The organism is Actinokineospora fastidiosa (genome assembly GCF_014648415.1).
GTDB lineage: Bacteria > Actinomycetota > Actinomycetes > Mycobacteriales > Pseudonocardiaceae > Actinokineospora > Actinokineospora fastidiosa.
Map to the genome: position 1 here is coordinate 947,026 of NZ_BMRB01000002.1, position 24,947 is coordinate 971,972.

A 24,947-nucleotide genomic window follows, 5' to 3' on the forward strand; every position below is an offset into this window, starting at 1 on the left:
TCCACGCCTGCGCACCCGGCAAACCCCGTCCACATCGGACTACCCTCGGTCGCGTGCCGGAATGGGTCGCGGCGGGACTGTGGGGCCTGGCGGCCGGGTCGACCCTGGTGGTCGGCGCGGCGGTCGCCTGGCTGGTCCGGGTGCCCGCGCGCGTCGTGGCCGCGGTGATGGCCTTCGGCGCGGGCGTGCTGATCGCGGCGCTGTCGTTCGAGCTGGTCGACGAGGCAGCGCGCACCGGGGGCCTCGCGGCCACCGCGGGCGGGTTCCTCGCCGGGGCGCTGGCCTACGTCGCGGCGAACATCGCCCTGTCCCGGCGCGGCGCGCGGCACCGCAAGCGCTCGTCCGGGCTGCAGCCGTCGGAGGAGCAGCACGCGGGCAGCGGCACGGCCATCGCGGTCGGCGCGCTGCTCGACGGCGTGCCGGAGTCGGTGGTCCTCGGGCTGTCGCTGCACGGCGGCGGCGTCGGCGTGACCGTGCTGGCCGCCGTGGCGATCTCCAACCTGCCCGAGGGCCTGTCCAGCGCGGCGGGGATGAAGGAGGCCGGCCGCTCCGCGCGCTACGTCTTCGGCGTGTGGGCCGCGATCGCGGCGGCGTCGGGCGTGGCCGCCCTGCTGGGCAGGGCAGCACTGGCCGACGCGTCGCCCCAGCTGATCGCGGTGATCACCGCCGTGGCGGCGGGCGCCATCCTGGCGATGGTGGCCGACACGATGATCCCGGAGGCGTTCGAGCGCGCGCACCTCTACGCCGGTCTGCTGACCACGCTCGGCTTCCTCACCGCGTTCGTCATCGACCGGGTCTAGTGCCGCAGCCCGCGGGCCAGCGCGCCGAGCGCCCCCACGCCCAGCACGGCGCCGACCGCGACCGGGACGGGATCGCGGCGCACCCGGGCCGCGGTCCGCCTGCCCGCCAGGGACGCGCGGCCGCGCAACTGCCCCGCCTTGGCCGACGCGCGGCCGCGCAGCTCGTCGGCCTTCGCCGAGGCGCGCCCGCGGACGTCGGTCTTCTCGACCAGCAGCTCCACGGTGTCGGCCAGCTCGGCGCGGGCCTGCTTGATGTCCTCGCGCAGGACGTCCTCCTGCCTGCTCATCGGTGTGCCCTTTCCTTGATCGCGTTGATGTCGCGGCGCGTGCTGGCGATGGCCTGCTCGGGCACCGGCGGGGTGGCCTTCTTGACGTCGCCCACGCCGACGGCGGCGAGCACGCCCGCGGCCAGCAGCAGGACCGCGCCCACGATGAGCGCGGCGGCCCACACCGGCAGCACGAGGGCCAGCGCGGCCCCGGCGGCCACGAGCAGGGCGCCCAGCCCGAACCAGGCCAGCACCCCGGCCGCGCCGCCGAGCGCGGCCCCGGCGCCCAGCCGTTTGCCCTTCTGCCGGAGTTCGGCCTTGGCCAGCGCCAGCTCGTCGCGGACCAGGCGGGACACCTGGTCGCCGACGCGGCTGATGAGTTCCGCTGTCGATGGTTCGCTCCTCGGTGCGTCCATGTCCGGGGACTACCCCGTCCGCCCGATGATCACGCGCGCGGCGGCGGCGATGGCCTCGGCGTCGATGCCCGCGGCGGCCAGCAGCTCCGCGGGCTTGCCGGACACGGGCATGTCCCGCACGGCGAGGTGGCGCACGGTGGCCTGGACGTCCGCCTCCGCCAGCGCGGCCAGCACGGCCTCACCCAGTCCGCCCTGCGGCCAGTGGTCCTCGACGACGATCAGCCCCGCGGTCTCGCGGGCAGCGGCGACCAGCGTGTCGACGTCGATGGGCTTGACCGAGTAGCAGTCGACCACCCGGGCGCGCACACCCTGCGCGGCCAGCAGCTCGGCTGCGGCGTCCGCCTCGTCGACGGTGATCCCGCACGCGACGATGGCGAGGTCGTCGCCCTTGCGCACGACCCGGCTGCCGCCGACGCGCACGTGCTCGTCCGCCGGTGTCCGCACCTTCGTCGCGCCCCGCAGCGTCCGCAGGTAGGAGATGCCGGGCAGCTCCGCCATCGCGCGCACCAGCTGTGCGGTCTGGTTGGCGTCCGACGGGTGCAACACCGTGCTGCCGTGCACGGCGCGGAAGAACGCCAGGTCCTCCAACGCCATCTGCGACGGCCCGTCCTCGCCGATGGACACGCCCGCGTGCGAGCCGCAGAGCCGCAGGTCGGCGCGCGACACGGCGGCCATCCGGACGAAGTCGGCAGCGCGGGACCAGAACGCGCCGAAGGTCGAGGCGAACGGCTTCCACCCGCGCGCCTGCATGCCGACGGCGGCGGCGAGCATGAGCTGCTCGGCGATGAACATCTCGAAGTACCGCTCGGGGTGCGCCTCGGCGAACAGCTCGCTGTGGGTGGAGTTCGACACCTCGCCGTCCAGGGCGACCACCGCGCCGTCGCGGGCGCCCAGCGCGGCCAGCGCCACCCCGTAGGCCTTGCGGGTCGCCACCTCCTCGCCGACGCGCCACGTCGGCGGGTCGGCGGAGCCCGGCGGGAACCGGTACGGCGTGCCGTCGGCGGGCGCGGCGACGGAGACTGCCAGGTCGCGCTCGCCGCCGAGCTCGGCGATGGCCGCGCGCGGGTCGTCCAGCGGCTTGCCGTGCTTGCCCGGCTTGTCCTCGACCACGGCGACGCCGTGCCCCTTCTCGGTGCGGGCGACGACAGCGGCGGGCCGGTCGGCGCCCTCGGCCTCGGCGTAGGCGCGGTCAACGGCCTCGACGTCGTGGCCGTCGACCACGACGGCGTGCCAGCCGAAGGCGCGCAGCCGCTCGGCGTAGCCGTCGACGTCCCAGCCCAGCATGGTCTCCCGGGTCTGGCCGAGTCGGTTGACGTCGATGATCGCCACCAGGTTGTCCAGCCCGGCCCAGCCCGCGTGCTGGATGGCCTCCCACATCGAGCCCTCGGCCATCTCCGAGTCGCCGCAGAGGACCCACACCCGGTACGGCAGCCGGTCCAGCCGCTTGCCCGCCAGCGCCAGCCCGACCGCGACCGGCAGCCCCTGCCCGAGCGAGCCGGTGGCCACGTCGGTGGGCGGGATGCGCGGGGTCGGGTGGCCTTCCAGCCTGCTGCCGAAGGTGCGGAAGCCCAGCAGCTCGTCGTCGCTCACCGCGCCAGCGGCCTTGAGCATCGCGTAGTACAGCGGCGACGCGTGTCCCTTGGAGAACACCAGGTGGTCGTTGGCGGGGTCGTCCGGGCGGTCGTAGCGCAGCCGCAGGTGCCCGTCGAGGAGCACGGCCATCAGGTCGGCCGCCGACATCGACGACGTCGGGTGGCCCGACCCGGCCGCCGCCGCGGCCCTGATCGAGTCGACTCGCAGCTGCGCGGCCAGCTCACGGCGGAAATCGGACACGGCGCATCGCCCCCTTCAGGTGTCGGCGATGACCGGCGTACCCGGCCGCCGCCGCGCCAAACCTGTCTACAGTGGACTCTGGGTTGACCGCGCCCCGGACGGGGTAGCAACTGGATATGACGATGGTCGTGATCACCAACGACGACGGCATCGACTCCCCCGGGCTGCTCGCGCTGGCGCGCGCGGCGCTGGCCGCGGGCTACGACGTCGTGGTCGCCGCCCCGCACGCGGAGTCCAGCGGCACCTCGGCGGGGCTGACCGCGGCCGCGGAGGACCGGCGCGTGGTCACCAAGGAGCACCCGCTGGCGAGCCTGCCGGACGTGCCCGCCTACGCGGTGGAGGCCCATCCCGGGCTGATCTCCCTGGCCGCCTGCCACGGCGCCTTCTGCGACGAGCCCGACCTGCTGCTCTCCGGCATCAACCGGGGCGCCAACGTCGGCCGAGCCGTGCTGCACTCGGGCACCGTCGGGGCCGCGCTGACGGCGAGCATCAACGGCGTCCGCGCGCTGGCCATGTCCCTCGACGTCCCGCTGAAGGCGAGCGAGGAGCCGCACTGGGACACCGCGGCGGGCCTGGTCGCCGACCTGCTGCGCACGCTGGCCGAGAGCCCGCCGGACACGGTGCTCAACGTCAACGTGCCCGACGTCCCCGCCGCCGACCTCAAGCCGGTCCAGTGGGCCCCGCTGGCGCCGTTCGGCTCCGTGCGCGCCCTGGTCCAGCGCACCGAGGACGGCGCGATCGAGGTCGGCTCGGTGGTCGGCGACGAGCCGCCCGCCCCGCACACCGACGCCGCGCTGCTGGCCGACGGCCACGTCACGGTCACCGCGCTGCGCTCGGTCGCCGAGGACGCCCGCACGCAGGGCGCGTTGACCGCTTAACCGATTGAGTCCTAAGGTCTGGCCGTGACGATCGACCCCGAGGTGATCACCTCAGCGGCCCATCGCAAGTGGCTGACCGAGCAGCGCAGGGCCCTGGCCGCCTTCGCGACCGGTTCCCGGGTCCCCGGCGGTTTCGCCTGGCTGGACGCCGCGGGCGCGCCTCAGCCCGGCCAGCCCGTCGCCACCTGGATCACCTGCCGCATGACCCACGTGTTCGGCCTCGCCGACGGCCTGGCCGAGATGCCCGCGCCCGGGGTGTCGGCCGCGGACCTCATCGACCACGGGATCGCGGCGCTGACCACCGGCCCGCTGCGCGACACCGCCAACGGCGGCTGGTTCACCAACACCGAGGACACCGTCAAGGACGGCTACGCGCACGCCTTCGTCGTGCTCGCGGGCGCGGGCGCCGCGGCGGCGGGCCGCCCGGGCGGGGCCGACCTGCTGGCCGAGGCGCTGGCCGTGGTCGACCGGCGGTTCTGGGACGAGGACGCGGGCCTGGCCCGCGAGACCTGGGACGCGGCGTGGACGTCGACCGAGGACTACCGGGGCGCCAACAGCAACATGCACCTGGTCGAGGCCTATCTGGCGGCGGGCGACGTCACGGGCGACCGCATGCTGCACGAGCGCGCGCTGCGCATCGCCTACCGGATGGTGCACGAGTTCGCCGCGGCCCACGACTGGCGGCTGCCCGAGCACTACGCCGCGGACTGGACCGTGGACCTGGAGTACAACCGCGACCGGCCCGACCACCCGTTCCGCCCGTACGGCGGCACCGTCGGGCACTGGCTGGAGTGGGCGCGGCTGCTGCTGCACCTGGACGCCGTCCTCGGCGCGGACGCCCCGGCGTGGCTGCTGGCCGACGCCCGTGCGCTGTTCGACTCGGCGGTGCGCCGGGGCTGGGAGGCCGACGGCCACGCCGGGTTCGTCTACACGCTGGACTGGCGGGACCGCCCGGTCGTCGACGCCCGCATGCACTGGGTGATCTGCGAGGCCGTCCTGGCCGCGTGGGCGCTGCACGCGCGCACCGGCGAGGCCCAGTACGCCGACTGGTACAGCCGGTTCTGGGCGTACGCGCGCGAGCACCACATCGATGCCGAACTGGGCGGCTGGCGGCACGAGCTGACCCCGGACGGGCGGCCCGCGGCCAGCACCTGGGCGGGCAAACCGGACACCTACCACGCCTACCAGGCCGTGCTGATGCCCATGCTGCCGCTGACCCCGGCGCCCGCCGTCGCCGTGCGTCAGCGGTAGATCATGCAGGTGGTGGTGCCGTGCGCGACGAGCCTGCCCTCGGCGTCGGTGACCCGGCCCTCGGCCGTCGCGGTGCTGCGGCCGACGTGGACCGTGGTCCCGGCCGCGGTGATCAGGCCGCCGTCGGCCGGGACGGCGCGCACGTAGTTGACCTTGAGTTCCAGCGTGCCGTAGCCGACGCCCGCGGGGAGGCGCGAGTGGACCGCGCAGGCCATCACCGAGTCCAGCAGCGTGGCGCAGATGCCGCCGTGCAGCGTGCCGAGCGGGTTCGCGTACTCCGGCCGGGTCGGGAGGCTGAAGGCGACGTCGCCCTCCTCCAGCCGTTCCACCCGCATGCCGAGGAAGGAGCCGATGTTGGGCGGCGGCTCCGGCATGGCGAACATCGCCCGCAGTGCTTCCAGGCCGGACAGCCCGGCGAAGTCGAGTGCGGTGGTCAACGGATCACCCCGGTTCTATGGAACGGTCGGTCTACGCGCGTAGCATAGACCGACCGGTCTAGGAGGTGGCATGGGTCCGCGGGACCGCCTGATCGCCAGCACGATCGCCCTGATGCGCGAGCGCGGCGTCGCCGCGACCGGCGTGGCCGACCTGCTCGCCCACAGCGGGACCGCGCGCGGGTCCATCTACCAGCACTTCCCCGGCGGCAAGACCGACCTGGTGATCGCCGCCACGCACGCGGCGGGCGACTACGTGCTGCGGCTGATCGAGCGCGTGACCGCCGACCAGTCGCCAGCCGAGGCGATCTCCGCGCTGGTGGAGTGGTGGCGCCCGGCGCTGGCCGGGTCCGGGGACGCGGCGAGCTGCCCGATCGCCGCCGCGGCCGTGGCCGACGAGCGGGTCCGCGCCGCGGCCGCGGAGGTGTTCGCGTCCTGGGAGAACGCCCTGGCCGGGGCGCTGGAGCGGGCCGGGGCGCACGACTGCGCCTCGCTGGCCGGGTTCATCGTCGCCGCGCTGGAGGGCGCGGTGCTGCAGTCGCAGGCCGCCGGGTCGATGCGCCCGCTGGAGAACGCCCGGGACAACCTCCTGCGGCTGCTGCCCCGGTGATGCGAGACTTCCCGGCGGGAGGACTGGTGATGGCGGCACGCACACTCGACCGCGCCGACGCGCGCCCGCTCTGGCGTCAACTGCAGGACGACCTGATAGAGCGGCTGCGGATCGGCGAGTTCGCCGACGGCTTCCCCGGCGAGCTGGCCCTGGTCGAGGACTACGGCGTCAGCAGGCACACCGTCCGCCAGGCCCTCCGCAAGCTCCGCGCGGACGGGATGGTCACCGCGGAGCGCGGCCGCCAGCCCCGCGTGTCGCCCGCGGCCGACATCGTGCAGCCGTTGGGCGTGCTCTACAGCCTCTTCTCGTCGGTCGAGGGGACCGGACTGGCGCAGCGCAGCGTGGTCCAGACCATCGGCCTGCGCGCGGACGCCGTGGTCGCGGACCGCCTCGGCCTGGAGGGCTCGACCCCGCTGGTCCACATCGAACGCGTCCGCTACGCGGGCGACGACCCGCTGGCCATCGACCGCGTCTGGCTCCCCGCCGCCATCGCCGAGCCCATCCTGGACGCCGACTTCTCCCACACCAGCCTCTACACCGTCCTGGCCGAACGCACCGGCCTCCGCCTCGACCGAGGCGAGGAGACGATCCGCGCGGTCCTCCCCACCCCCGGCGAACGCACCCGCCTGGGCACCACCCCCGACCAGGCCGCCCTCTCCATCCACCGCCTCAGCTACGCGGGCCCCCACCGCGTCGAATGGCGCCACACCCTGGTCCGCGGCGACCGCTTCGCCCTCAGCGCCGAAACAACGGCGAGCTACCGCCTCACGGCCCGCTGAGCTGGCTCTAGGGTCGGGAAGACCCACTCCGACGACCGCCGGACCGCCTCCAAGCCCCGCACGCCCAGCCCGCACCACCGGCCGACGGCCCGCTGAGCTGCCCCCGGGCACGCGGGTCCCCACAGCCCGCCGACGCGCCACGAGGTGGACCTCGGCCGACTCCAGCCCGGCCAGACCGCCGCCCACCGTGGTTCGCGAAGCGACTGCGTCCTCGACGCCTCGGTTCGCCCTCGCGCCCCAAGCCCGGCGGCACCCCCCGCCGCGTCGATCCACTCCACCGACCGTCCCCTGAACCGGCTCGAGCAGGCGCAGCCCCCACCCGTCCTGCTCAGCCGCCCAATCCCTCCTCACCCATCTCAAGGCGCGCTGAGGCCGCGCCTGTCCTCGTCGGTCCACTCTGGAGGGCGGCCGAGTCGGGCGCAGTACTCGGCCCAGGTCAGGCGTTGGCCGGCTGGGGTGCCGGGTCTGGCCCAGTACGTCACCTGGCCGTTGTGACGCCAAGCGCCGGTGGCTGGGCCGTACTTGCTCACCAGCTCACCCATCCGCTCCAGGCGGCCCAGGGCGAGGGCGAAGCGGACGCTGGAGGCCGTGTAGGTGCGAGGGCCGAACATCGAGTGGCCCTGCTCGGCCACGTGCCCAGCGAACAAGGCGGGAAAGCCCTTGCGCAGCCGGTGCTCGACGATTCCGTACTCCACGAAGGGCTCGCCCTGGATCACACACGTGCCCAGCGGGGTGAGGAGGTCGTCGGTGACGCCCTCCCGCACCTCACCCGGACCCTTGACCGCCCCCACCGTCGTGAGCCACTCATGGATACCGTGCGCGCCCTCGTTCTCACACCGGTACTGCAGCAGGTGGTCCGGCAGCTTGCGCGGCGGTAGGACGTCGTTGGCGCTGAAGCACCTGGGGCACGTGATGATCACATCGCGGGAATCGGCGCACCGGCCCGACCGTTACCCCCGAACTCAGGTGACCATCACCGTCAGCGCCGCCGTGTGCACGACCCCGCCCACGTTGAACTCCAGGAACAGCCGGTGCTCCCCCCGCTCCGCGAACGCGGCACGGAAGGTCAGTTCGCCGTCGATCAGCGGCGTCCCCGGCGGCTCCACCGGATGCAGGTGCGTGGCCGACAGCAGCATCGTGTTGAACCCGGTCATGTGCCCGCTCGCGCCCAGGTGCGGCTCCACCTTCTCCACCGGCCGCCCGTCGGGCCCGCGGATCGCCAGGCGGAGCAGGGTCGGGGTGCGGACCGGGATCGGCGCGACGCCGTCGGTCCGGCTCACGGTGAAGCCCGCCGCGGTCGAGGTCGACGCGGCGGGCGCGGGCACCGGGGTGAGCGCGGTGTCGCCGGTGATCGCGAACGGGACGCCCAGCACGATGGGGTGCATGGGATCGGCGGAGTCGAACGGGATGAACTCGGCGAACATGCGGTACGCGCCGCCGTCGGGCAGGGCGACCCGCGTGCGCCAGGTGTCGCCCACCAGCTCCGGGTGCACGTGCTGGAACACCGCCATGTCGTCGCGGACCACGAAGAAGTGGACCTTCTTGGTCTGGTTCACCTGGAAGTCGGTCACCGGCGCGCCGTCCGGCCCGATGATCCGGAACGCCGCCTCCAGCGCGTCGCCGCGCTCGGTCGGGACGGTGACGGGCTCCATCCGGTAGCCGTTCTCCGCGTCGGACAGCCCGTCGCTGTGGGCCGCGGGGACGACGGCCTGGGGCATGGTGTGCGCGGACGGGCTGCCCGGGGTGAGCACGATGACCAGCAGCAGGCCAGCGGCGACGACCGCCGCGACCCCGACCGCCACCCATTCGTACAGGCGCAGGGCGCGCATAGGGGACTCCTCACGAACAGAGCGGGGACCGGGGACGCCGTCAGGGCGCCCCCGGTCCCCTCATGGGCTCAGAACTGCAGGCTCCACGCGTTGATGTAGCCGGTGTCGGCCCGGTAGACGTCGCGGACGCGCAGCTGCCACGTGCCGTTGGCCGTCTCCGACGACGCGTTCACCGAGTAGGTGGCGATCACGTTGTCGGCCGAGTCGCTGGAACTGGAGTTCTTCAGCCGGTAGGCGGTCCCGTCCGGCGCCACCAGGTCGATCACCAGGTCGCCCCGGTAGGTGTGCCGGATGTCGACGCTCACCTGCAGGTCGGACGGCGCGTTGCCGGAGAGCCCGCTCACCGCGATGTCGCTGGTGATCGCCGAGCCGCCGTCGGGGATGGTGACGTCGGTGGTGTTCTCGAACTTGTCGCCCGGGGGCTCGGTGCCGCCGTCGAGGTTCGGCCGCACGACGACCAGGCCCTGCTCGATGCCGTTGACGATCACGACACCGCTGGCGAAGTACGGGTAGTTGCTCCACGCGCCGTTGAACGCCGCGCCGTCGCCGGACTCGTAGATGTCGAAGTACCCGACCTCGGTCAGCTGGGCCGACGCCACGTTCGAGACATCGAGGATGCGCAGACCGGCCCGGTAGTTGGCCTGGTAGGCGTACTTGCCCTTGATGTACAGGTTGTGGTCGATGGCCTGCGCGGGCGAGTTGTACGTCCCGGTGTGCACCGGGTTGTCCAGGTCCACCAGGTCCCAGATGTAGGTCTTGGTCCGCTTGTCCGAGCCGTTCTGCTCGTCGAGCTCGTCGTCGAGCAGGAAGTACCGCTGGTCCTCGGTCAGCCAGCCCTGGTGCGAGTACTGCGCGGCGCTGTAGCCCTTGCGCGCGATCTGCACCGGGTTGGACTTGTTCGTCACGTCGACGATGGTGAGAGTGTCCTCATTGGAGTTGAAGCACAGCTCCCTGCCGCGGTAGTCGGCGTCCGGGCCCCGGTAGATCACGCACTGGTTGTCGTGGGTGTAGCCGTCCTGGCTGACACATCCGGCGTACACCGGCGACTTCGGGGTGCGGATGTCCACCATGTGCGGGCCGCCGCTGCAGGTGTTCGACCCGATCGCGTAGGCGTAGCCCGTCTCCTCGTTGATGGCGATGTTGTGGGCCGGGCCGAAGCGGGTGTAGGTGGTGTCCGCGCGGAAGGTCTGCGGGCTGGTCACCGAGCGCAGCCGGGTCAGGTCGAAGACCTGCATGCCGTGCCCGGAGATCATGTCGGCCACGATGAACGCGTGGTCCTTGTAGACCTTCATGTCGCGCCAGGTGCTGCTGCCGCCGTTGGACGGCAGGTTGCCCAGGTAGCGCGGGGACGTCGGGGTGCTGATGTCGACGAACGCCGTGCCGTTGGTGCGGCCGACGATCGCGTACTCCTTGCCGGACTGCGGGTCCGTCCAGCCCCAGATGTCGTTGCCGTTGCCCCCGCCGATGCTCGACAGCGGCAGGACGCTGAGGAGGTCGACGTTCTTGCAGGGGTACTTGTCCGCCCTGCCGTTGACGCACGGGACGCCGTCCGCGGTGCCGACCAGCGGCGCGCGCCGGTCGGCGGGCTCGTGGTCGGCCATGAACGCCTGGACGGCCGCGATGCCCTCGGGCGTGTTCGGGTCGTGCGCCGACGCGGGGGTCAGCGACAGCGTCACCGCCCCGACCGCCAGCACCGCGAGCCCCGCTGTTCGCAGGATTCTCATAATGGGACCTCTCATGGAGTTAACCGGGCCAGCGGTCGTCCCGCTCCCCCGGTCGCAGGGACTCCGTGAACACGCGTGTTTGCGCGATCACATCAAGTGAGTGTAAAGGCGGGGTTCAGCGCGGGCACACCGACAATTCACGGCTACCTGCCGGTAAGTTCCGGCCTTTTATTCCCACTTGCCAGGCGAGATCAATTCAGTGAATCAGAACGGCGTGCGGTCCAGGAAATCCGCCGCCACCGCCTGGTCGCCGAAGACGTCGACCCGGTCGAGCGGCGTTCTGCGCAGCAGCACCAACAACAGCTCCATGGCCGGGCCGCGCACGGCCGCGGTCGCCTTGGCGTGCCCGGGTTCCCACACCACGCCCGCGCCGTCGCGGCGCAGCGTCCACTCGCCGTCGGTGTCGGTGGCGTGCAGGTGGAGGCTGACGCCGTCGTCCAGCGCCGGGGCCTTCCCGTCCGCCAGCAGCGACAGCCACTCGGCCACGCCGTCCGCGGCGAGCGCCGGGTCCTCGTCGACCGCGCTCCCCAGCGCCAGCAGCGCGTCGGCGCGGTGCACCAGGACCTCGTGCAGCCGTCTGCGCACCCACCAGGCGGCGGGCCGGGGCCCGACGAACGTCCACACGGGAACGTCCGGGTCGGCGGCGACGGCGTCGATGAGCAGGCCCGGACCCGCGGCCAGCCAGGCGACGGCGGCGGCGTGGTCGGCGGGCGGCTTGCCGTCGGCGACGGTCTTCGGGTCGACGCGGGCATCGGCGCGCGTGGCCACGATCGTCGCCGCCCAGCGGTCGCCGCGGCCGACGTGGGTCAGCAGCTGCCGCAGCGTCCATCCGGGGCACGCGGGCACGGGCGTGTCCGGGTCGGCGGCGGCGAGCACGTCGGCGAACGCGCGGTTGCGGTCGACGAAGGCGGCAGCGGTGTCCATGCGCCCCAACCCATCCCGGCTGTGATGATCGCCATACGGCGAGCCGTCCCGGCGACGGCTTTCCCGAGTAGATCACGGGTCGGGGGCGGTCGGCCACCGTGATCTCCACCGAACGATGGCCACCCGAATGGCGGAAGCACTACGGTAGGGCCCCGTGTCGGACTCTGTGCCCAAGTTCCCGCCCCGGCCCAGTGACCAGGGGTCGCTGATCGTCAGCTCCCTGCCCGACCAGCTGCCGCTCACGCTGCGCACGGCGCCGGTCGCCGCGCCGCCGCCCCGGCGCCGCCGATGGCCCGTGATCGCGGGCGGCGTCCTCGCCGCGCTGCTGGTGGCGGGCGGGGTGCTGTGGTGGTCGACCGGCTCGGCGCCGCCGCAGCCCGCCCCGCCGCCCGCCGCCCCGGCCGCGGAGTTCGTCTTCGCCCGAGCGCCGGAGACCCAGCGGGCCGTTCTGGACAGCGACTGCTCCGCCCACGCCTACGGCGACACCAAGGCGTTCCTGGTCGACACGCCGTGCGCGCAGCTGACAAGGGCGCTGTTCACGACCACGACGGCGGACGGCAGGACCGTGCACACCTCCGTCGCCGTCGTCCGCATGCACACCGCCGACGACGCGACCCGCCTGGGCGACCTCGTGCGGGTCGACGGGACGGGCAGCGTCAACGACGTCCTGCGCGACCGGGTGGCCGTAGTGCCGGGCCTGACCCGGCTGAGCCGAGGCGGCTTCGCGGCCACCGTGCTCGACCAGCACGTGATCATCGCCGAGTCCGACACGGCCACACCCCTCCCCGACCCGATGGCCCACAAGGCCGAGATGAAGCGCGTCAGCACCGCCGCCCTGGACCTGGGCGTCGGCCTGAACTGAGGGCGGGTCCTTCCGGCCTCGACGCCGGGGAGGCGAGAACCCGCCGCAGGACCGGCGATGGCCTTCGGCTCGCTGGACGTCGGACGGCCGGGACAGCAGGGCTTCGGCTGCCCGGCCGAGACCGGCGTGGGAACGCGCTGGAACGTCCGGCCCCAGCGGGCGGCCTCGCCGATCAAGGTGAGGTGAAGTCCCACGTGCCCCGGCTCCGCGAGCTGGTGCTTCACCACATCGGATGAGCTCGAAGCGGACCGGCGATCTCCCCGGACCCGCGGCGGGGTGAGCTGGAGAAGGCCCACCCGTCAGGGTGGGCCGTGGGTGGTCAGTCGCGCTTGGTCAACAGGTTCGGGCCGAGGATCTTGCGGGCGATCCTGCGGGCCATGCTCTTCTGCGGCGTCGGGCGAGGGGTCGGCAGGGTTCCCGCAAGGCGGATGCGGACCGTCGGGGCGTCATGAGCGGTGGCGGGCTGGGGTTCGCTGGCCGTCATGCGCTCGATCTTGCCAGGGCCTCAGCAGAAGGAGTCCATCCGGTCCAGGGCGTCGCTGGTCTTCTCGCGGTTCTCCGGGGTGTCGCCGCCGTCCAGCGAATCGATGAGGTCGCGGCCCGCCTCCTGGCACTTGGTCAGCTCGCCGACCTTGGTCTCGGCGACGCGCTTGTCCTCCTCGACGCCCGACAGGGTCTCCTCCACCTCCTTGACCCGCTTCTCGCTGTCGGCAAGCGCGCCCTCGCTCTTGGTCAGGCTCTCGCGGGTCGCGGTGTGGTCGCCGCCCTCGATGATCCAGAGCGTGGCGAAGGTGCCCGTGCCGATCACGGCCAGCACCAGCAGCACGACCAGGACGACCACCGGGCCGCGGCCGGACTTGGCCGGTGGCGCGGCGGGCGCGCCGTACTGGCCGTACTGCTGGCCGCCTGCCGGGGTGGCCAGCCCCTGGTACGACGAGGCCGGATAGCCGCTGGACTGATCAGGTCCGTACGTCATGTGGAATCCCCCTCCGGATGTCTCCGCCATCGGATGGCCGACGCGGGCTCTCGGTTCCGTCAGTAGTGGTCGCCGCCGAAGAACATCTCCTCGAGCTGGTCGCCGGTCCCGGCCAGCAGGGCCAGCGGCTCGGTGAACTCGTGGATGTCCAGGGTCGCCAGCGGCAGCGAGTGCCGCAGCACGACGTGCTCCCCCATGATCGCCGCCCCGCAGGCGATGCTGGAGTGCCCGATCTCGGTGAGCAGGGCCCGCAGGTCCACGTCGGCCGCCTTGCCGATGGGCGTGGCGATCTGCACCCACTCGTGCTGCTTGTCGAGGACCTCCCGCACCAGGATCACGACCTGGGTGCGCTCGTCCTCCTCGTTGAAGTGCTCGAAGTCGAACAGGATGCGGATCTCGTCCTCAGCCTCGCTGAGAACCTCGTATTCCTCGCGCACGTACTCGGCCAGATCGGCCCATGTCGACATGTGATCATGCTATCGAGGCGCACCGTCATCCCGGTCGGGAACAGGCGTTGACGGTTTCCAAAGTGCCCAACGCCGCGTCCAGCGGGTCGAGATCGGCCTGGTGCTCGGGCAGGAACAGCGTGGGCAGCGCCCGGGGCCCGAGCGCGGGTCGCAGCGCGTGGTCGAGCACGCGCGCGTGCGCGGGGAAGGCCCCGACCGCGACGGGCAGCGCGGGGAACTCCGGGGCCAGCAATCCGACCAGCGTCTTGAGCAGGCCGCTCGTCGACGCCCGGGTGACGGCGGCGACCACGACCAGCGCCTCGACGGCGTCGCCGCGCAGCCGGGCGATCGCCGGGTGGTCGGCGTCCCCGGTCAGCAGGGCGAGGGTGGGCAGGTCGCGCACGCACACCACGCGGGCGGCCCGCCCCCGCTCGCCGAGGCGGGCCGCCGCGTAGCCCGCGTAGGCCGCCGCCGCGGGCGAGCCGCCGGACAGGATGAGGATGGACGCCACCCGGGCAGCCTCCCCCGCCCCGCTGACACCGCGCCGACGCGGCGCTGGCCTTATACTTCGCGTGCCGATATATTCCGCAGCATGAGCGTTCGAGGCATGTCCGAGCAGGCGTTCCTGGTGGTGACGGCGCTCGCCGACGAGCCGATGCACGGGTACGCGATCGTCCAGGCCGTGGAGGCGCTGTCCGAGGGCCGGGTGCGGCTGCGGGTCGGGACCCTGTACGGGGTCCTGGACCGGCTGGTCGCCGACGGCCTGGCCGAGCGCGACCGCGAGGAGGTCCACCAGGGCAGGCTGCGCCGCTACTACCGGCTGACCGACGCGGGCGTGCGCGCCCTCGCCGCCGAGGTGGCCAGGATGCGGTCCAACGTGCGCGCGGCCAGCGCCGTGCTGCGGGCACGGGAGGCGCGATGACCAGCAGGCTCGAGCGCCGCTACCGCGCCCTGCTGTCCGTGCTGCCCGCGCGGTACCGGGCCGAGCGCGAGGAGGAGATGGTCGCGAGCTTCCTCGACGGGCGCGACGGCGACCTCGACGCGGAGTACGGCTGGCCCGGCTGGGCCGAGACCGGCGCGACCCTCGCGCTCGCCGTGCGGACGCGGCCCCGGCTGCGCGACGCCGCCCGCCACGCGGGGCTGTTCGGCCTGCTGCTCGGCGTGGCGATGGGCGCGTTCTCGCTCGCGTCGGCGCACGCGGCGCCCGTGCTGTCACTGTGGACGCTCGTCGCGGTGGCGTCGGCGGGCGCGGTGGTCGCCGCCGTCCGGGGCGCGTGGACCGAGGCCAGGCTGCTCGCCGCCGTCCCGGTCCTGCCCGCCGCGGCGGCGGTCGTGGTCGCGTTCCCGCCGGAGGACCCGCCGTGGCAGGCCGTGCTGGCCGCGGCGTTCTCCCTGCCCGCCGTGGCCACGGCGCTGTGCCTGTGCGCGGCCACGCCGACCCGGGTGTCCGCCCGCTGGCTGTGGGCGGCAGCGGCGGCCGCCGCCGTCGGCGCGCTGCTGCCGCTCACCGGACTCGACCCGCTGACCTGCGCGCCCGCCGCCCTGCTGGCCGCGGCGGCGCTGCGCCGGGGTCGGGTGTGGACGGACGCGGTCGCGCTGTCGGCGCTCGCCCTGCTCCCGCACGCCGTCCTGCTGGCCTGCCTGCCCGGCGCTGCCCCCCGGCCGCTGCTGATCGCCATGGCGGCCGCGGCCGCGCTGGCCGCCGTCAGGATCGCAGCAGGTCCGCCGCCTCGGCGACGATCCGGTCCACGGGCTCGGTGACGTCGGCGGTGAAGCCCGCCTCGTCCGGGCTCAGCGGCTGCAGGTCGGCGAACTGGGAGTCCAGCAGGGACGGCGGCATGAAGTGCCCGCTGCGCCCGGACATCCGGCCCGCGATCACCTCGCGCGAGCCGTGCAGGTGCAGGAACCACGCCGGGCCGCCGGAGCGCAGCAGGTCGCGGTAGGAGCGCTTGAGCGCCGAGCAGGTGACGACGCCGCCGCTCTCGGCGTGCTCGCCGATCCACACCGCGATCGCCCGCAGCCAGGGCTTCCGGTCGGCGTCGGTGAGCGGCACGCCGGAGGTCATCTTGTCGATGTTCGACCGCGGGTGGAACTCGTCCGCCTCGGCGTACGGCACGGCCAGCTTCTCCGCCAGCGCCATGCCGACCGTGGTCTTGCCCGATCCGGACACGCCCATCACCACGACCACCATTCGCCCGCCTCTCCTCGGCACAAATACGACTTATTCAAGCATCCCGCACGGTAGATTTCCCGCTCATGACCAACGGCATGCACGCGCGGGTGCTGGCCGAGCTGGGCGCCGAGATCGTCTCCGGCGCGCTGCCGCCGGGGTCGGTGCTGCGGCTGGAGGGCCTGCAGTGCCGCTTCGGCGTCTCCCGCACGGCAGCGCGCGAGGTGGTGCGCGTGCTGGAGGCGTTGCGGCTGACCACGAGCAAGCGCCGGGTCGGGATCACCGTCCGGGAGCGCGACGAGTGGAACCACTACGACCCGCTGGTGATCCGCTGGCAGCTCGACGGCCCCGGCCGGGTGGCCGCGCTGCGCGCGCTGACCGAGCTGCGCCACGCCGTCGAGCCCACCGCTGCCCGCTGCGCGGCGGCCCGCGCCACGCCGGAGCAGCGCGGCGCCCTGGCGGACATGGCGCGGCGGCTCGCGGCCGCGACCGGCGACCTCAACGCCTTCCTCGACCACGACATCGCCTTCCACGACCTGGTGCTGCGCGCGTCGGGCAATCCCATGTTCCGCCAGCTGTCGGCGGTGGTCGCGGAGGTGCTGCGGGGCCGGACCGGGCACGGCCTGATGCCCGAGCGCCCCGCGCCCGAGGCCGTCGCCCTGCACGCGACGGTGGCCGCCGCGATCGCCGACGGCGCGGCCGAGCGGGCCGAGGCGGCGATGCGCGCGCTCGTCGTGCAGGCGCACGACGAGGTGGCCGAGCTGGCCCGCGACTAGAGTCTCGCGGATGCACCGTCGACTCACGGTGGCCGCGGTCGCGGCCGCGGCCGCGCTGCTGGCGGGCGCCCCGCCCGCGGCGGCCCACGTGGAGCTGGAGTCCAGCGACCCGGCGCAGGGCGCCGCCCTGTCCTCGGCCCCGTCGGCGGTGACGCTGACGTTCTCCGGGCCGGTCGCGGCCAACCCGGAGTCGGTGCGGGTCACCGCGCCCGACGGCAGCGCGTGGCGGGTGTCCGATGTGGAGGCCTCCGGGTCGGTGGTGACGGCGGCGGTCGTCGCGGCCGGACCGGCGGGCGTCCACGGCCTGGCCTACCGCGTCACCTCCGACGACGGCCACATAGTCACGGGCACGATCCGCTTCACCCTCGCCCGACCCGCGCCGACGCCCCCGCCGAGCACCACTGCGCCGGTCACCACTGCGACGGCCACCGCTGCGACGATCACCACTGCGACGATCACCACTGGGGCGCCCACGACCACGTCCGCCGCTCCCGTGTCGGTCGCCACGCCGTCCGCGCCTGCCGAGGACACCGAGGACGGCGGCGGCCTGCCCGCGTGGTTCTGGGTGCTGTTCTCCGCCGTCCTGGTGTGGGGCGCGCTGTGGCTGTTCCGCGCGCGGCGGTCGTGAGGCTCAGAGCACCAGGGCGTCCGACCAGAACCGGCTCTCCCGGCCGCTGAGCGCGTCGAGCAGGGACACGGTCTGGCCGTCGGTGAGCGAGGCGACGAAGTCGATCACCGCCCGGCCCCTGGCCAGCGCGGGCACGCTGACCTCGCGCTCCCCGCGCGGGCCGACCAGGGTCTCCGGATGGTCCTTCGCCAGCTCGCTGTACTCGTCGTGGGCGAGTTCGACGAGGTCGAACAGCCGCCGCGGCAGCCGGTCGGCCTCGTACGGGTCCGCCAGCCACTGGTCGAGCGCCTCCACCAGCGAGGTGAGCAGCCGCGCCTGTCCGCGCTGGTGCAGCGCCAGGTCGGGCCGCAGCAGCACGAAGCGGCGGTGGACGAACTTGAGCACCTGGACCTCGTGCCACTGGTCGCACGCCAGCAGCACGTGCCCGGACCGCGTCGGCGGGTCGGCGAGCACGTGCACGCCCGCGACCAGCCGCCGCGTCCAGCCGGTGGAGAACGCGCCGAAGGCCTGCTCGGCGGCCACCGAGCCGTCGAACGGGACGGCCAGCAGCGCGTCGACGAGGTCCTCGCGGACCCGGGTGACGGCGGCGGCGAAGGCGTCGTCGTCGACCATCCAGCCGTCGCGCAGGTGCAGACGGCGGCGCAGCGCCTCCAGGGACCGGCCCGGCCTGCGCCGGTCGGCGGCCAGCTCGGTGTCGGAGAGCTGGGCGAACTCCGCGCGCCCGCGCTCCCAGCGGCTCAGCTCGGCGGAGACCGGCGCGTGCTGGAGGACGCCGATGCGGTGGAAGTCCTCCAGGTCGTGGATGGCGTAGGCGATGTCGTCGGCGTTGTCCATCACCGAGGACTCGACGGTCTGCTGCCAGTCGGCGATCCTCCCGGCGAACGGCGCGCGGCAGTCGAGCAGGTCGTCGAGCTCGGTGACGTAGGCGGAGAACTTCGCCGACCCGGTGCCGGGCGACTCCGGCGGCTCGGCGGCGCCGCGCGGCGGGTCGGCCATCGTCCTCGGGTGCGGGTCCGGGTGGGTCAGCCGCGTCCACGGGTACTTGAGGACGGCAGCGCGCACCGCGGCGGTCAGGTCCAGGCCCGCGGCCTTCGGCCCGCGCGTGTCGGTCGTGGTCACGATGCGGAAGCTCTGCGCGTTGCCCTCGAACCCGTCGGGCAGGCCGAAGCGGTGCCGGGCCAGCCGGTCGAGCACCTGCTCGCCGAGGTGGCCGAACGGCGGGTGCCCGAGGTCGTGGGCGACCGCGGCGGCCTCGACCACGTCCGGGTCGCAGCCGCCGAGGTCGGCCAGCAGCGGCGCGACGTCGGGGTCGGCGGCCAGCCGCTCGGCGATCGCCCGCGCCACCTGGGCGACCTTGAGGCTGTGGGTGAGGCGGTTGTGCAGCAGGCCGGAGCCGCCCGCCGTCACCACCTGCGTCACCCCGCCCAGCCGGGCGAAGAACGGCGAGGCGACCAGCCGGTCCCGGTCGCCGCGGAACGGCGTGGCGGCCAGGTCCCCGGGCGCGGGTCCGGGGTCGCGGCGCCCGGCGCGGTCGTGTTCGGCCATGCCGGAGAGCCTATTCCCCGCGTTCGGCCGAACGTGGTGGGATCGTCGCCGTGGCAGCGGTGGACGTGATCGTCGCGGGCAGCGGACCGGCCGGGTGGGCGCTGGCCCGCGCATGCACCACTCGGGGGCTCTCCACGACCGTGGTGGCCCCGCGGCCGGACGCGGCATGGCGGCCGACCTACGGGCTCTGGGCCGACCAGGCCGACACGCTGCCCCCGGGCGCGTACATGGTGACCGCGACGGAGGTGCGCGCCTGCGGGCGTCCCGTCGACCGCCCGTACGCCGTCCTCGACAACGCCGCCACGGTCGCCGCGTACGTCGCGGGCAAGACGCCGGTGGTGCGCGACAAGGCGGTGGGCGTCACCGGCACGGCGCGCGGCGTCACCGTGCACCTGGACTCCGGGGGCGAGATCAGCGCCGCTGTCGTCGTCGACGCGACCGGGCACCGGCGCGGCCTCACCGGCGGGCGCCCGCCCGGTCCCCGGGTCGAGCAGTCCGCCGTGGGCGTCGTCCTGCCCGCCGACGTGGCCGCCCCGCTCGCGCCGCCGGGCACGGCGGTGTTCATGGACGACTGGGACACCGCCGACGGCCTGGCCACGTTCCTCTACGCCGTCCCGCTGCCCGACGGGAGCACGCTGGTGGAGGAGACGTCCCTGGCCGCGCGCCCGGGCGTCGGCTCCGACGTCCTGCGCGCCCGGCTGGCCCGCAGGCTCGCGGCCGCGGGCGTCGCCGTCCCGGCCGACGCGCGGACCGAGCGCGTGCGCTTCCCGCTCGACCTGCCGATCCGCACCCCGGCCACCGCGCGGGGGCACGCCGCGCCGGTGGCCTTCGGCTCGGCGGCGGCCATGGTGCACCCGGCCACCGGCTACAGCGTCGGCGACGCCCTGGCCACCGCGCCCGCCGTGGCCGAGGCGATCGCCGCCGCCCTGCCCGAGGGCCCGGCCGCCGCCGCGGCCGCGGCGCGCGCCGCCGTGTGGCCGCGCCCGGCCCGCGCGGTGCACGCGCTGCGCAGGCAGGGGCTGCGCGCGCTGCTGGCCCTCCCGCCGGAGCGGGTGCCGGAGTTCTTCGCCGGGTTCTTCGCCCAGCCCGCCGGGCGCAGGCGGGCGTTCCTCACCGGGCGCGCGGACCTCGCGGGCACCGTGGCGGCCATGTCCGCGATCTTCGCTACCTCGCCGTGGCCGATTCGCCGAAAACTGGCCACACTGCGATAGATCTTCACCGCAACAATTGATCTTCGGCATTCATTCACCCATTCGGGGAATGCCGGGCGGCGAAGAACAATGCTCAGTGAACACCTGGTGACAAAGGCGCCCAAAGGCCTGGTCGGAGTGCACACTGTCCGGCGTGACCGTGGTGCCGGACGTCAGCTTCGCGTTCCAGCCATTGCTCAGCACCCGCACCGGGGAGACCGTGGCGGTCGAGGCCCTGGCCCGGCCCAAGGACGGCTCCATCTACGACTTGCTCAGGCAGGCCGGAAAAGCGGGCAGGCTGACCGAGACGGATATCTCCCTCGCCAGCGGGGCGCTGCTGGCCGCGGCGGGGCACAGCACCGCGCTGCCGGTGCACGTCAACATCCTCGCCGCCACGGCGACCCGCGCCGACGAGCTGATCCGGTTCCTGCGCCCGGCGCTGGCCCGGTGCGGCAGGCACCCGCACGACGTCGTCCTGGAGATCACCCCGCCGTACAGCCGCGTCCACCGCGCCGCCCTCGTCCGCGGCGTGACCGCGCTGCGCGAGCAGGGCTTCCGCATCGCCTTCGACGCCGTCGGCGACGGCGACCTGCCCCTCACCCTGCTCACCGACCTGCGGCCGGACCTGGTCAAGCTCGACGCCCACCTGATCGGCGGCCTGCCGGACGACGACGCCTGCCGCGCGGTCGTGGAGTTCCTCGCCCAGTACTGCGCCCGGGTCGACGTGCGCCTCGCCGCCGTCGGCGTGGACAACGAGGAGCAGCTGCTCTGCCTCAACCGCGCGGGCGTGCGGCTGGCCCAGGGCAACCTGCTGGCGGGCGCGAGCCGCGTCGGCATCCCGGCCCAGCTGCCCCGCCCGGTCGCCGAGATCATCGAGCTGAACGCCACGACCACCACCGAGGGCACGGGCGTGCCGATGGTCGCCGACTTCCTCCGGCAGGCGTCCACCCTGCCCGAGGACGCCCCCGCCGAGGCCGCCCGCGAGCGCTTCGCCGACGACCCGACGGTCAACGGCATCGTCCTGCTCGACCCGGACGGCAAGCCGGTGGGCACCGTCACGCGCAGCCGCTTCCTGCTGGCCGTCACCGGCCTCTACGGCCACGCCCTCAACGCCAAGCGCCCGGCGGCCCGCCACGGCGAGCCCTCGCGGATCATCGGCATCGACGCCACCGGCCTGCAGCTCCTGGAGGCCGTCGACGACGCCGAGTGGGACCGCTGGGGCGAGGACATCGTGGTCGTGGACGCCGCGGGGGTCTGCCAGGGCGTCGTCCGCCTCGGCGAGGTCGTCCGCGCGGTGGCCGCGGCGCGCATCGAGCAGGCGGCGGCCCTCAACCCGCTGACCCGCCTACCGGGCAGCGACGTCATCGACCGCGAGATCGACCGCCGCATCCGCCGCGGCGCGATGTTCGTGGCCGCCTGGCTGGACGTGGACTCCTTCAAGGCCGTGAACGACACGGCGGGCTTCGCCGCTGGCGACGACCTGATCCGCGCCATCGGCCGCGAGCTCTCCCGCGCCCAGGCCGAACTGCCGGGCGTCCGCGTCGGCCACGTCGGCGGCGACGACTTCCTGGTGGTCGCCGAGGTCGATGAGATCGCCGCCGTGGCCGCCAGGGTGGTCGACCGCCCCTGGTCCACCGAGGGCGTCGAGGTGTGCGTGTCCCTGGCCTCCCTGGTCTGCGGCGCGGGCACGATCTCGTCGTACCGCGACGTCTCCCGGCAGCTGGCGGCCCTGAAGAAGCGCGCGAAGGCCGTACCGGGCTCGAGCTGGGTGCTGGGCCGCACCGGCACCGACCGCGTCGAAGTGCTCCGAGGCCGGACCGTGCGCACCGCGGACCCCGCCCTCCAGCGGGCCATGCCCTCCCCGGACCGAGTGGCGGGGTAGCGCCCGGCGCTTACTCCACCGTCACGCTCTTGGCCAGGTTCCGCGGCTTGTCGATGTCCCGGCCCAAAGCCGCGGCAGTGTGGTACGCCAGGAGCTGCAACGGAATCCCCAGCACCAGCGGGTCCAGCACGGCCTCCCCCCGGGGCACCCGCACCACCTCGTCCGCCACCCCGGCGGGGAGGTCCACAGTGGTCACGGCGATCACCGGCCCGCCCCTGGCGCGAATCTGCTCCATAGTGGACACGTTCTTCACCACGATGTCGTCGTCCGGCACGATCACCACGCTCGGCATGTCCTTGTCGATCAGGGCGATCGGGCCGTGCTTCAGCTCCGCCGCCTGGTAGGCCTCCGCGTGCACGTACGACACCTCCTTGAGCTTCTGCGCGCCCTCCCGCGCCACCGGCCAGCCGCTCACCCGGCCCAGGAAGAACATGTGCCGGGCCGAGGCGTACCGCGAGGCGATCCCCGCGATCTCGTCGTCCAGGGCCAGGGCGGCCTCGATGCGCTCCGGCAGGGCCTGCAGGCCCGCGACGACCCGCGCGCCCGCGGCGGCGGAGAGGTCGCGCACCCGGCCCAGCAGCAGCGCCAGCATGGCGAACGACACGCCCATCGTCGTCACCGCCTTCGTCGACGCCACCGAGATCTCCGGGCCCGCGTGCAGGAACACCCCGCTGCCGCACTCGCGCGCGATCGCGCTGCCGACGACGTTCACCGCGCCTATCACGCGGCCGCCCTTGCGGCGCAGCTCCTGCACCGCCGCGAGCGTGTCCAGGGTCTCCCCCGACTGGCTGACCGCCACGTACAGCGTGTCCGGGTCCACCACCGGGTTCCGGTACCGGAACTCCGATGCGGGCTCGGCGTCGGCCGGGATGCGCGCCAGCGACTCCACCAGCCCCGCGCCGATCTGGCCCGCGTAGTAGGCCGACCCGCAGCCGAGGAACTTCACCCGGCGCACCGAGCGCAGCGCCACCGGGTCCAGGTCGAGGCCGCCCAGGTGCGCGGTGGCGAACCGGGTGTCCAGCCGCCCCCGCAGCGCGCGGCGGACGGCCTCGGGCTGCTCGGCCATCTCCTTGCGCATGAAGTCCGGGTGGCCGTCGAGGCCGTACGAGCCCGACTCGAGGTCCACCGTGGTCGGGGTGCGCGTCGTCGTCGTGGCGTCCAGGGTGCTGGTGCGGTACTCCCCCGCCTTCACCGTGGCCACCTCGCCGTCGTCCAGGAACACCACGCGCTGGGTGTGGTGGACCAGGGCGGCGACGTCGGAGGCGACGAACATCTCCCCCTCGCCCACGCCGAGCACGATGGGGCTCCCGTTGCGCGCGACCACCAGCTCGTCCGGCCTGGTCCGGTCCAGCACCACCAGGCCGTACGTGCCCTCCACGTGCCGCAGGGCGGTGCGCACCGCGTCCTCCAGCGGACCGTCGCCCAGCGACGCGGCGATCAGGTGGGCGAGCGCCTCGGTGTCGGTGTCCGACGCCAGCGCGACGCCGTCGGCGCTCAGGCGGGCGCGCAGCTGCTCGGCGTTCTCGATGATCCCGTTGTGCACCACCGCGACCCGTCCGGACGCGTCCAGGTGCGGGTGGGCGTTGCGGTCGTTGGGCTCGCCGTGGGTCGCCCAGCGCGTGTGGCCGATGCCCGTCGTCGCGGCGCCGGGCAGGTCGAGGCGGTCCCGCAGGTCGCGCACGCGGCCCGCGACCTTGGTCACCGCGATCCGCCCCCGCCGGGGCACGGCGACCCCGGCCGAGTCGTACCCGCGGTACTCCAGCCGGTGCAGGCCCTCGACCAGCACCGGGACGGCCGGACGCGCCCCCACGTATCCCACGATCCCGCACACAAGCGGCTCCTCACCCGTAGACGATCCTGCGCAGCTGCCGCTCGGACAGCGCCTCCGCCGCGAACGGCCGCGCGGCCAGCTCCTCGGCGACGGCGGTCCAGATCTCGGCGTTGCGGTGCTGCCGGTTCCGCAGCTCGGCGTGGCGGCGGCGGACGAACTGCTCGACGGTCTCGCCGTAGTACGCCACCACGTCCGCGACGACCCGGGCCGCCACGGCGGGCGGCAGGCCGGTGCTCTGGGCCACGTGCCTCACAAGCGGGTCGGTCACGACCGGACCCTGCCACCCGGAACCGGGTTCAGCAACTTTCCTGCCCGATTTCGGGCAGGGCGCGGCGCAGAGCGCGGAACTCGGCCGCCAGATCGGGGAGCTGGTAGTGCGCGTTGAGCCCGCTCGGATTGGGCAGCACCCAGACGGCGGCGGACCCGACGGTCTCCGGCCGCCTGCCCACGCGGGCGTCGGGGATGCCGAACGCGACCCGATAGGCCGTCACGCCGACGACGGCCACCACCCTCGGCCGATACCGCCCCACGAGTGCGCGCAGGCGCGCGCCGCCGCGCACCAGTTCCTCGGCGGAGAGCTCGTCGGCCCGCGCGGTCGCCCGGCGGACCAGGTTGGTCACGCCCAGCCCGAACCCCGGCAGCAGGCCCTGCTCGTCCGGGCGCAGCAGCCGCGGCGTGAAGCCCGACAGGTGCAGCGCGGGCCAGAACCGGTTGCCCGGCCGCGCGAAGTGGTGACCGGTCGCCGCCGAGTACAGGCTGGGGTTGATGCCGCAGAACAGCACCGCAAGACCGGGCGCGACGACATCGGGGATGGTGCGGTCGCGGGCGGCGTCCAGTTCGGCGCGGGTGGGGCGGGGCACGCCCACCATGTGATCAGAAGTGGATCAACCCCGCCAC

The 24,947-nt window shown here is 74.2% G+C and carries 29 protein-coding genes; 12 read left to right on the forward strand and 17 right to left on the reverse strand.

All coding sequences use genetic code 11. From position 1 onward, the window contains the following. Positions 1 to 53 precede the first annotated feature (53 nt). On the forward strand, positions 54 to 800 hold the full coding sequence (locus IEY98_RS14210; RefSeq protein WP_189210899.1) for a ZIP family metal transporter: 747 nt from the start codon (positions 54 to 56) through the stop codon (positions 798 to 800). On the opposite strand, the gene IEY98_RS14215 is transcribed toward IEY98_RS14210, so the two are convergent. Genes IEY98_RS14215 through IEY98_RS14225 form a run of 3 tightly spaced genes read right to left on the reverse strand, consistent with a single transcriptional unit; the run spans position 797 to position 3,315 of the window. After that, positions 797 to 1,087, reverse strand: a complete 291-nt coding sequence (locus IEY98_RS14215; RefSeq protein WP_189210900.1) for a DUF3618 domain-containing protein — start codon at positions 1,085 to 1,087, stop codon at positions 797 to 799. The genes IEY98_RS14210 and IEY98_RS14215 overlap by 4 nt on opposite strands. Further along, positions 1,084 to 1,482, reverse strand: a complete 399-nt coding sequence (locus IEY98_RS14220; protein WP_189210901.1) for a phage holin family protein — start codon at positions 1,480 to 1,482, stop codon at positions 1,084 to 1,086. Before IEY98_RS14220 ends, IEY98_RS14215 begins: the two co-directional genes overlap by 4 nt. Before the next feature lie 9 nt (positions 1,483 to 1,491). Continuing rightward, a complete protein-coding gene (locus tag IEY98_RS14225; RefSeq protein WP_189210902.1) occupies positions 1,492 to 3,315 on the reverse strand; it encodes a transketolase in 1,824 nt (607 codons plus the stop codon). Between the two features lie 116 nt (positions 3,316 to 3,431). On the opposite strand from IEY98_RS14225, the gene surE reads away from it, so the two are divergent. Together surE and IEY98_RS14235 are read left to right on the forward strand one after the other, a co-directional pair. Continuing rightward, positions 3,432 to 4,193: a 5'/3'-nucleotidase SurE gene (gene surE / locus IEY98_RS14230; protein WP_189210903.1), complete on the forward strand. Its 762-nt coding sequence runs from the start codon at positions 3,432 to 3,434 to the stop codon at positions 4,191 to 4,193. 24 nt (positions 4,194 to 4,217) lie between these two features. After that, positions 4,218 to 5,444 (forward strand): AGE family epimerase/isomerase, encoded by a 1,227-nt coding sequence (locus IEY98_RS14235; RefSeq protein ID WP_229786901.1) that lies wholly within the window; start codon positions 4,218 to 4,220, stop codon positions 5,442 to 5,444. On the opposite strand, the gene IEY98_RS14240 is transcribed toward IEY98_RS14235, so the two are convergent. Next, positions 5,435 to 5,881: a PaaI family thioesterase gene (locus IEY98_RS14240; protein WP_189210904.1), complete on the reverse strand. Its 447-nt coding sequence runs from the start codon at positions 5,879 to 5,881 to the stop codon at positions 5,435 to 5,437. The genes IEY98_RS14235 and IEY98_RS14240 overlap by 10 nt on opposite strands. Before the next feature lie 70 nt (positions 5,882 to 5,951). On the opposite strand from IEY98_RS14240, the gene IEY98_RS14245 reads away from it, so the two are divergent. Both IEY98_RS14245 and IEY98_RS14250 read left to right on the forward strand, forming a co-directional pair. Continuing rightward, positions 5,952 to 6,488, forward strand: coding sequence for a TetR/AcrR family transcriptional regulator (locus IEY98_RS14245; RefSeq protein ID WP_189210905.1), 537 nt, complete (start codon positions 5,952 to 5,954; stop codon positions 6,486 to 6,488). Positions 6,489 to 6,517: 29 nt separating this feature from the next. Continuing rightward, the gene (locus tag IEY98_RS14250; RefSeq protein ID WP_189210906.1) at positions 6,518 to 7,267 is read left to right on the forward strand and encodes a GntR family transcriptional regulator; all 750 of its coding nucleotides are present in this window, start codon (positions 6,518 to 6,520) and stop codon (positions 7,265 to 7,267) included. Between the two features lie 356 nt (positions 7,268 to 7,623). Here IEY98_RS14250 and IEY98_RS14255 read toward each other — a convergent pair whose 3' ends face one another. From IEY98_RS14255 to IEY98_RS14270, 4 genes are all read right to left on the reverse strand, one after another. After that, positions 7,624 to 8,187 carry a hypothetical protein gene (locus tag IEY98_RS14255; protein WP_189210907.1) on the reverse strand — a complete coding sequence of 188 codons (564 nt, stop codon included), beginning with the start codon at positions 8,185 to 8,187 and terminating at the stop codon, positions 7,624 to 7,626. Positions 8,188 to 8,229: 42 nt separating this feature from the next. Then, complete coding sequence (locus IEY98_RS14260) at positions 8,230 to 9,096, reverse strand: DUF8832 domain-containing protein (protein WP_189210908.1); 867 nt, start codon at positions 9,094 to 9,096, stop codon at positions 8,230 to 8,232. Between the two features lie 68 nt (positions 9,097 to 9,164). After that, complete coding sequence (locus IEY98_RS14265; protein ID WP_229786902.1) at positions 9,165 to 10,820, reverse strand: choice-of-anchor B family protein; 1,656 nt, start codon at positions 10,818 to 10,820, stop codon at positions 9,165 to 9,167. Between the two features lie 204 nt (positions 10,821 to 11,024). Further along, complete coding sequence (locus IEY98_RS14270; RefSeq protein ID WP_189210910.1) at positions 11,025 to 11,744, reverse strand: maleylpyruvate isomerase family mycothiol-dependent enzyme; 720 nt, start codon at positions 11,742 to 11,744, stop codon at positions 11,025 to 11,027. A gap of 154 nt (positions 11,745 to 11,898) precedes the next feature. Here IEY98_RS14270 and IEY98_RS14275 point away from each other — a divergent pair, with 154 nt between their 5' ends. Beyond that, complete coding sequence (locus tag IEY98_RS14275; protein ID WP_189210911.1) at positions 11,899 to 12,606, forward strand: hypothetical protein; 708 nt, start codon at positions 11,899 to 11,901, stop codon at positions 12,604 to 12,606. Positions 12,607 to 12,925: 319 nt separating this feature from the next. On the opposite strand, the gene IEY98_RS14280 is transcribed toward IEY98_RS14275, so the two are convergent. The 4 genes from IEY98_RS14280 to IEY98_RS14295 are packed head-to-tail and all read right to left on the reverse strand — an operon-like array spanning position 12,926 to position 14,539. Continuing rightward, positions 12,926 to 13,090, reverse strand: a complete 165-nt coding sequence (locus IEY98_RS14280; RefSeq protein WP_189210912.1) for a hypothetical protein — start codon at positions 13,088 to 13,090, stop codon at positions 12,926 to 12,928. 21 nt (positions 13,091 to 13,111) lie between these two features. Beyond that, positions 13,112 to 13,582 (reverse strand): hypothetical protein, encoded by a 471-nt coding sequence (locus tag IEY98_RS14285; protein WP_189210913.1) that lies wholly within the window; start codon positions 13,580 to 13,582, stop codon positions 13,112 to 13,114. Positions 13,583 to 13,641: 59 nt separating this feature from the next. Next, the gene (locus tag IEY98_RS14290; protein WP_189210914.1) at positions 13,642 to 14,049 is read right to left on the reverse strand and encodes a type III secretion system chaperone family protein; all 408 of its coding nucleotides are present in this window, start codon (positions 14,047 to 14,049) and stop codon (positions 13,642 to 13,644) included. A 25-nt stretch (positions 14,050 to 14,074) separates the two neighbouring features. Beyond that, entirely contained in the window at positions 14,075 to 14,539 is a 465-nt protein-coding gene (locus IEY98_RS14295; RefSeq protein ID WP_189210915.1) for an NAD(P)H-dependent oxidoreductase, read from the reverse strand. Between the two features lie 81 nt (positions 14,540 to 14,620). On the opposite strand from IEY98_RS14295, the gene IEY98_RS14300 reads away from it, so the two are divergent. Together IEY98_RS14300 and IEY98_RS14305 are read left to right on the forward strand one after the other, a co-directional pair. Next, positions 14,621 to 14,950, forward strand: coding sequence for a PadR family transcriptional regulator (locus tag IEY98_RS14300; RefSeq protein ID WP_308425886.1), 330 nt, complete (start codon positions 14,621 to 14,623; stop codon positions 14,948 to 14,950). Beyond that, a complete protein-coding gene (locus IEY98_RS14305) occupies positions 14,947 to 15,789 on the forward strand; it encodes a hypothetical protein (RefSeq protein WP_189210916.1) in 843 nt (280 codons plus the stop codon). The genes IEY98_RS14300 and IEY98_RS14305 overlap by 4 nt, the downstream gene beginning before the upstream one ends. On the opposite strand, the gene IEY98_RS14310 is transcribed toward IEY98_RS14305, so the two are convergent. Beyond that, positions 15,734 to 16,219, reverse strand: coding sequence for a gluconokinase (locus tag IEY98_RS14310; protein ID WP_189210917.1), 486 nt, complete (start codon positions 16,217 to 16,219; stop codon positions 15,734 to 15,736). The two genes, IEY98_RS14305 and IEY98_RS14310, sit on opposite strands and share 56 nt — an antisense overlap. A 65-nt stretch (positions 16,220 to 16,284) precedes the next feature. On the opposite strand from IEY98_RS14310, the gene IEY98_RS14315 reads away from it, so the two are divergent. Together IEY98_RS14315 and IEY98_RS14320 are read left to right on the forward strand one after the other, a co-directional pair. Further along, positions 16,285 to 16,974, forward strand: coding sequence for a FadR/GntR family transcriptional regulator (locus tag IEY98_RS14315; RefSeq protein WP_189210918.1), 690 nt, complete (start codon positions 16,285 to 16,287; stop codon positions 16,972 to 16,974). A 10-nt stretch (positions 16,975 to 16,984) separates the two neighbouring features. Then, positions 16,985 to 17,602: a copper resistance CopC family protein gene (locus tag IEY98_RS14320; RefSeq protein ID WP_189210919.1), complete on the forward strand. Its 618-nt coding sequence runs from the start codon at positions 16,985 to 16,987 to the stop codon at positions 17,600 to 17,602. A 3-nt stretch (positions 17,603 to 17,605) separates the two neighbouring features. Here the strand turns inward: IEY98_RS14320 and IEY98_RS14325 are convergent, their stop codons facing one another. Beyond that, on the reverse strand, positions 17,606 to 19,147 hold the full coding sequence (locus IEY98_RS14325; RefSeq protein ID WP_189210920.1) for a deoxyguanosinetriphosphate triphosphohydrolase family protein: 1,542 nt from the start codon (positions 19,145 to 19,147) through the stop codon (positions 17,606 to 17,608). 50 nt (positions 19,148 to 19,197) lie between these two features. Between IEY98_RS14325 and IEY98_RS14330 the strand changes: the two genes are divergently transcribed. Both IEY98_RS14330 and IEY98_RS14335 read left to right on the forward strand, forming a co-directional pair. Then, complete coding sequence (locus IEY98_RS14330; protein ID WP_229786903.1) at positions 19,198 to 20,358, forward strand: lycopene cyclase family protein; 1,161 nt, start codon at positions 19,198 to 19,200, stop codon at positions 20,356 to 20,358. Between the two features lie 133 nt (positions 20,359 to 20,491). Then, positions 20,492 to 22,219, forward strand: coding sequence for a GGDEF domain-containing protein (locus IEY98_RS14335; protein ID WP_189210921.1), 1,728 nt, complete (start codon positions 20,492 to 20,494; stop codon positions 22,217 to 22,219). Positions 22,220 to 22,229: 10 nt separating this feature from the next. Here IEY98_RS14335 and glmS read toward each other — a convergent pair whose 3' ends face one another. The 3 genes from glmS to mug are packed head-to-tail and all read right to left on the reverse strand — an operon-like array spanning position 22,230 to position 24,910. Next, the gene (glmS, locus tag IEY98_RS14340) at positions 22,230 to 24,050 is read right to left on the reverse strand and encodes a glutamine--fructose-6-phosphate transaminase (isomerizing) (protein WP_189210922.1); all 1,821 of its coding nucleotides are present in this window, start codon (positions 24,048 to 24,050) and stop codon (positions 22,230 to 22,232) included. Positions 24,051 to 24,060: 10 nt separating this feature from the next. Beyond that, on the reverse strand, positions 24,061 to 24,318 hold the full coding sequence (locus IEY98_RS14345) for a hypothetical protein (protein WP_189210923.1): 258 nt from the start codon (positions 24,316 to 24,318) through the stop codon (positions 24,061 to 24,063). Between the two features lie 28 nt (positions 24,319 to 24,346). Beyond that, a complete protein-coding gene (mug, locus tag IEY98_RS14350; protein ID WP_373292389.1) occupies positions 24,347 to 24,910 on the reverse strand; it encodes a G/U mismatch-specific DNA glycosylase in 564 nt (187 codons plus the stop codon). Positions 24,911 to 24,947: the final 37 nt, after the last annotated feature.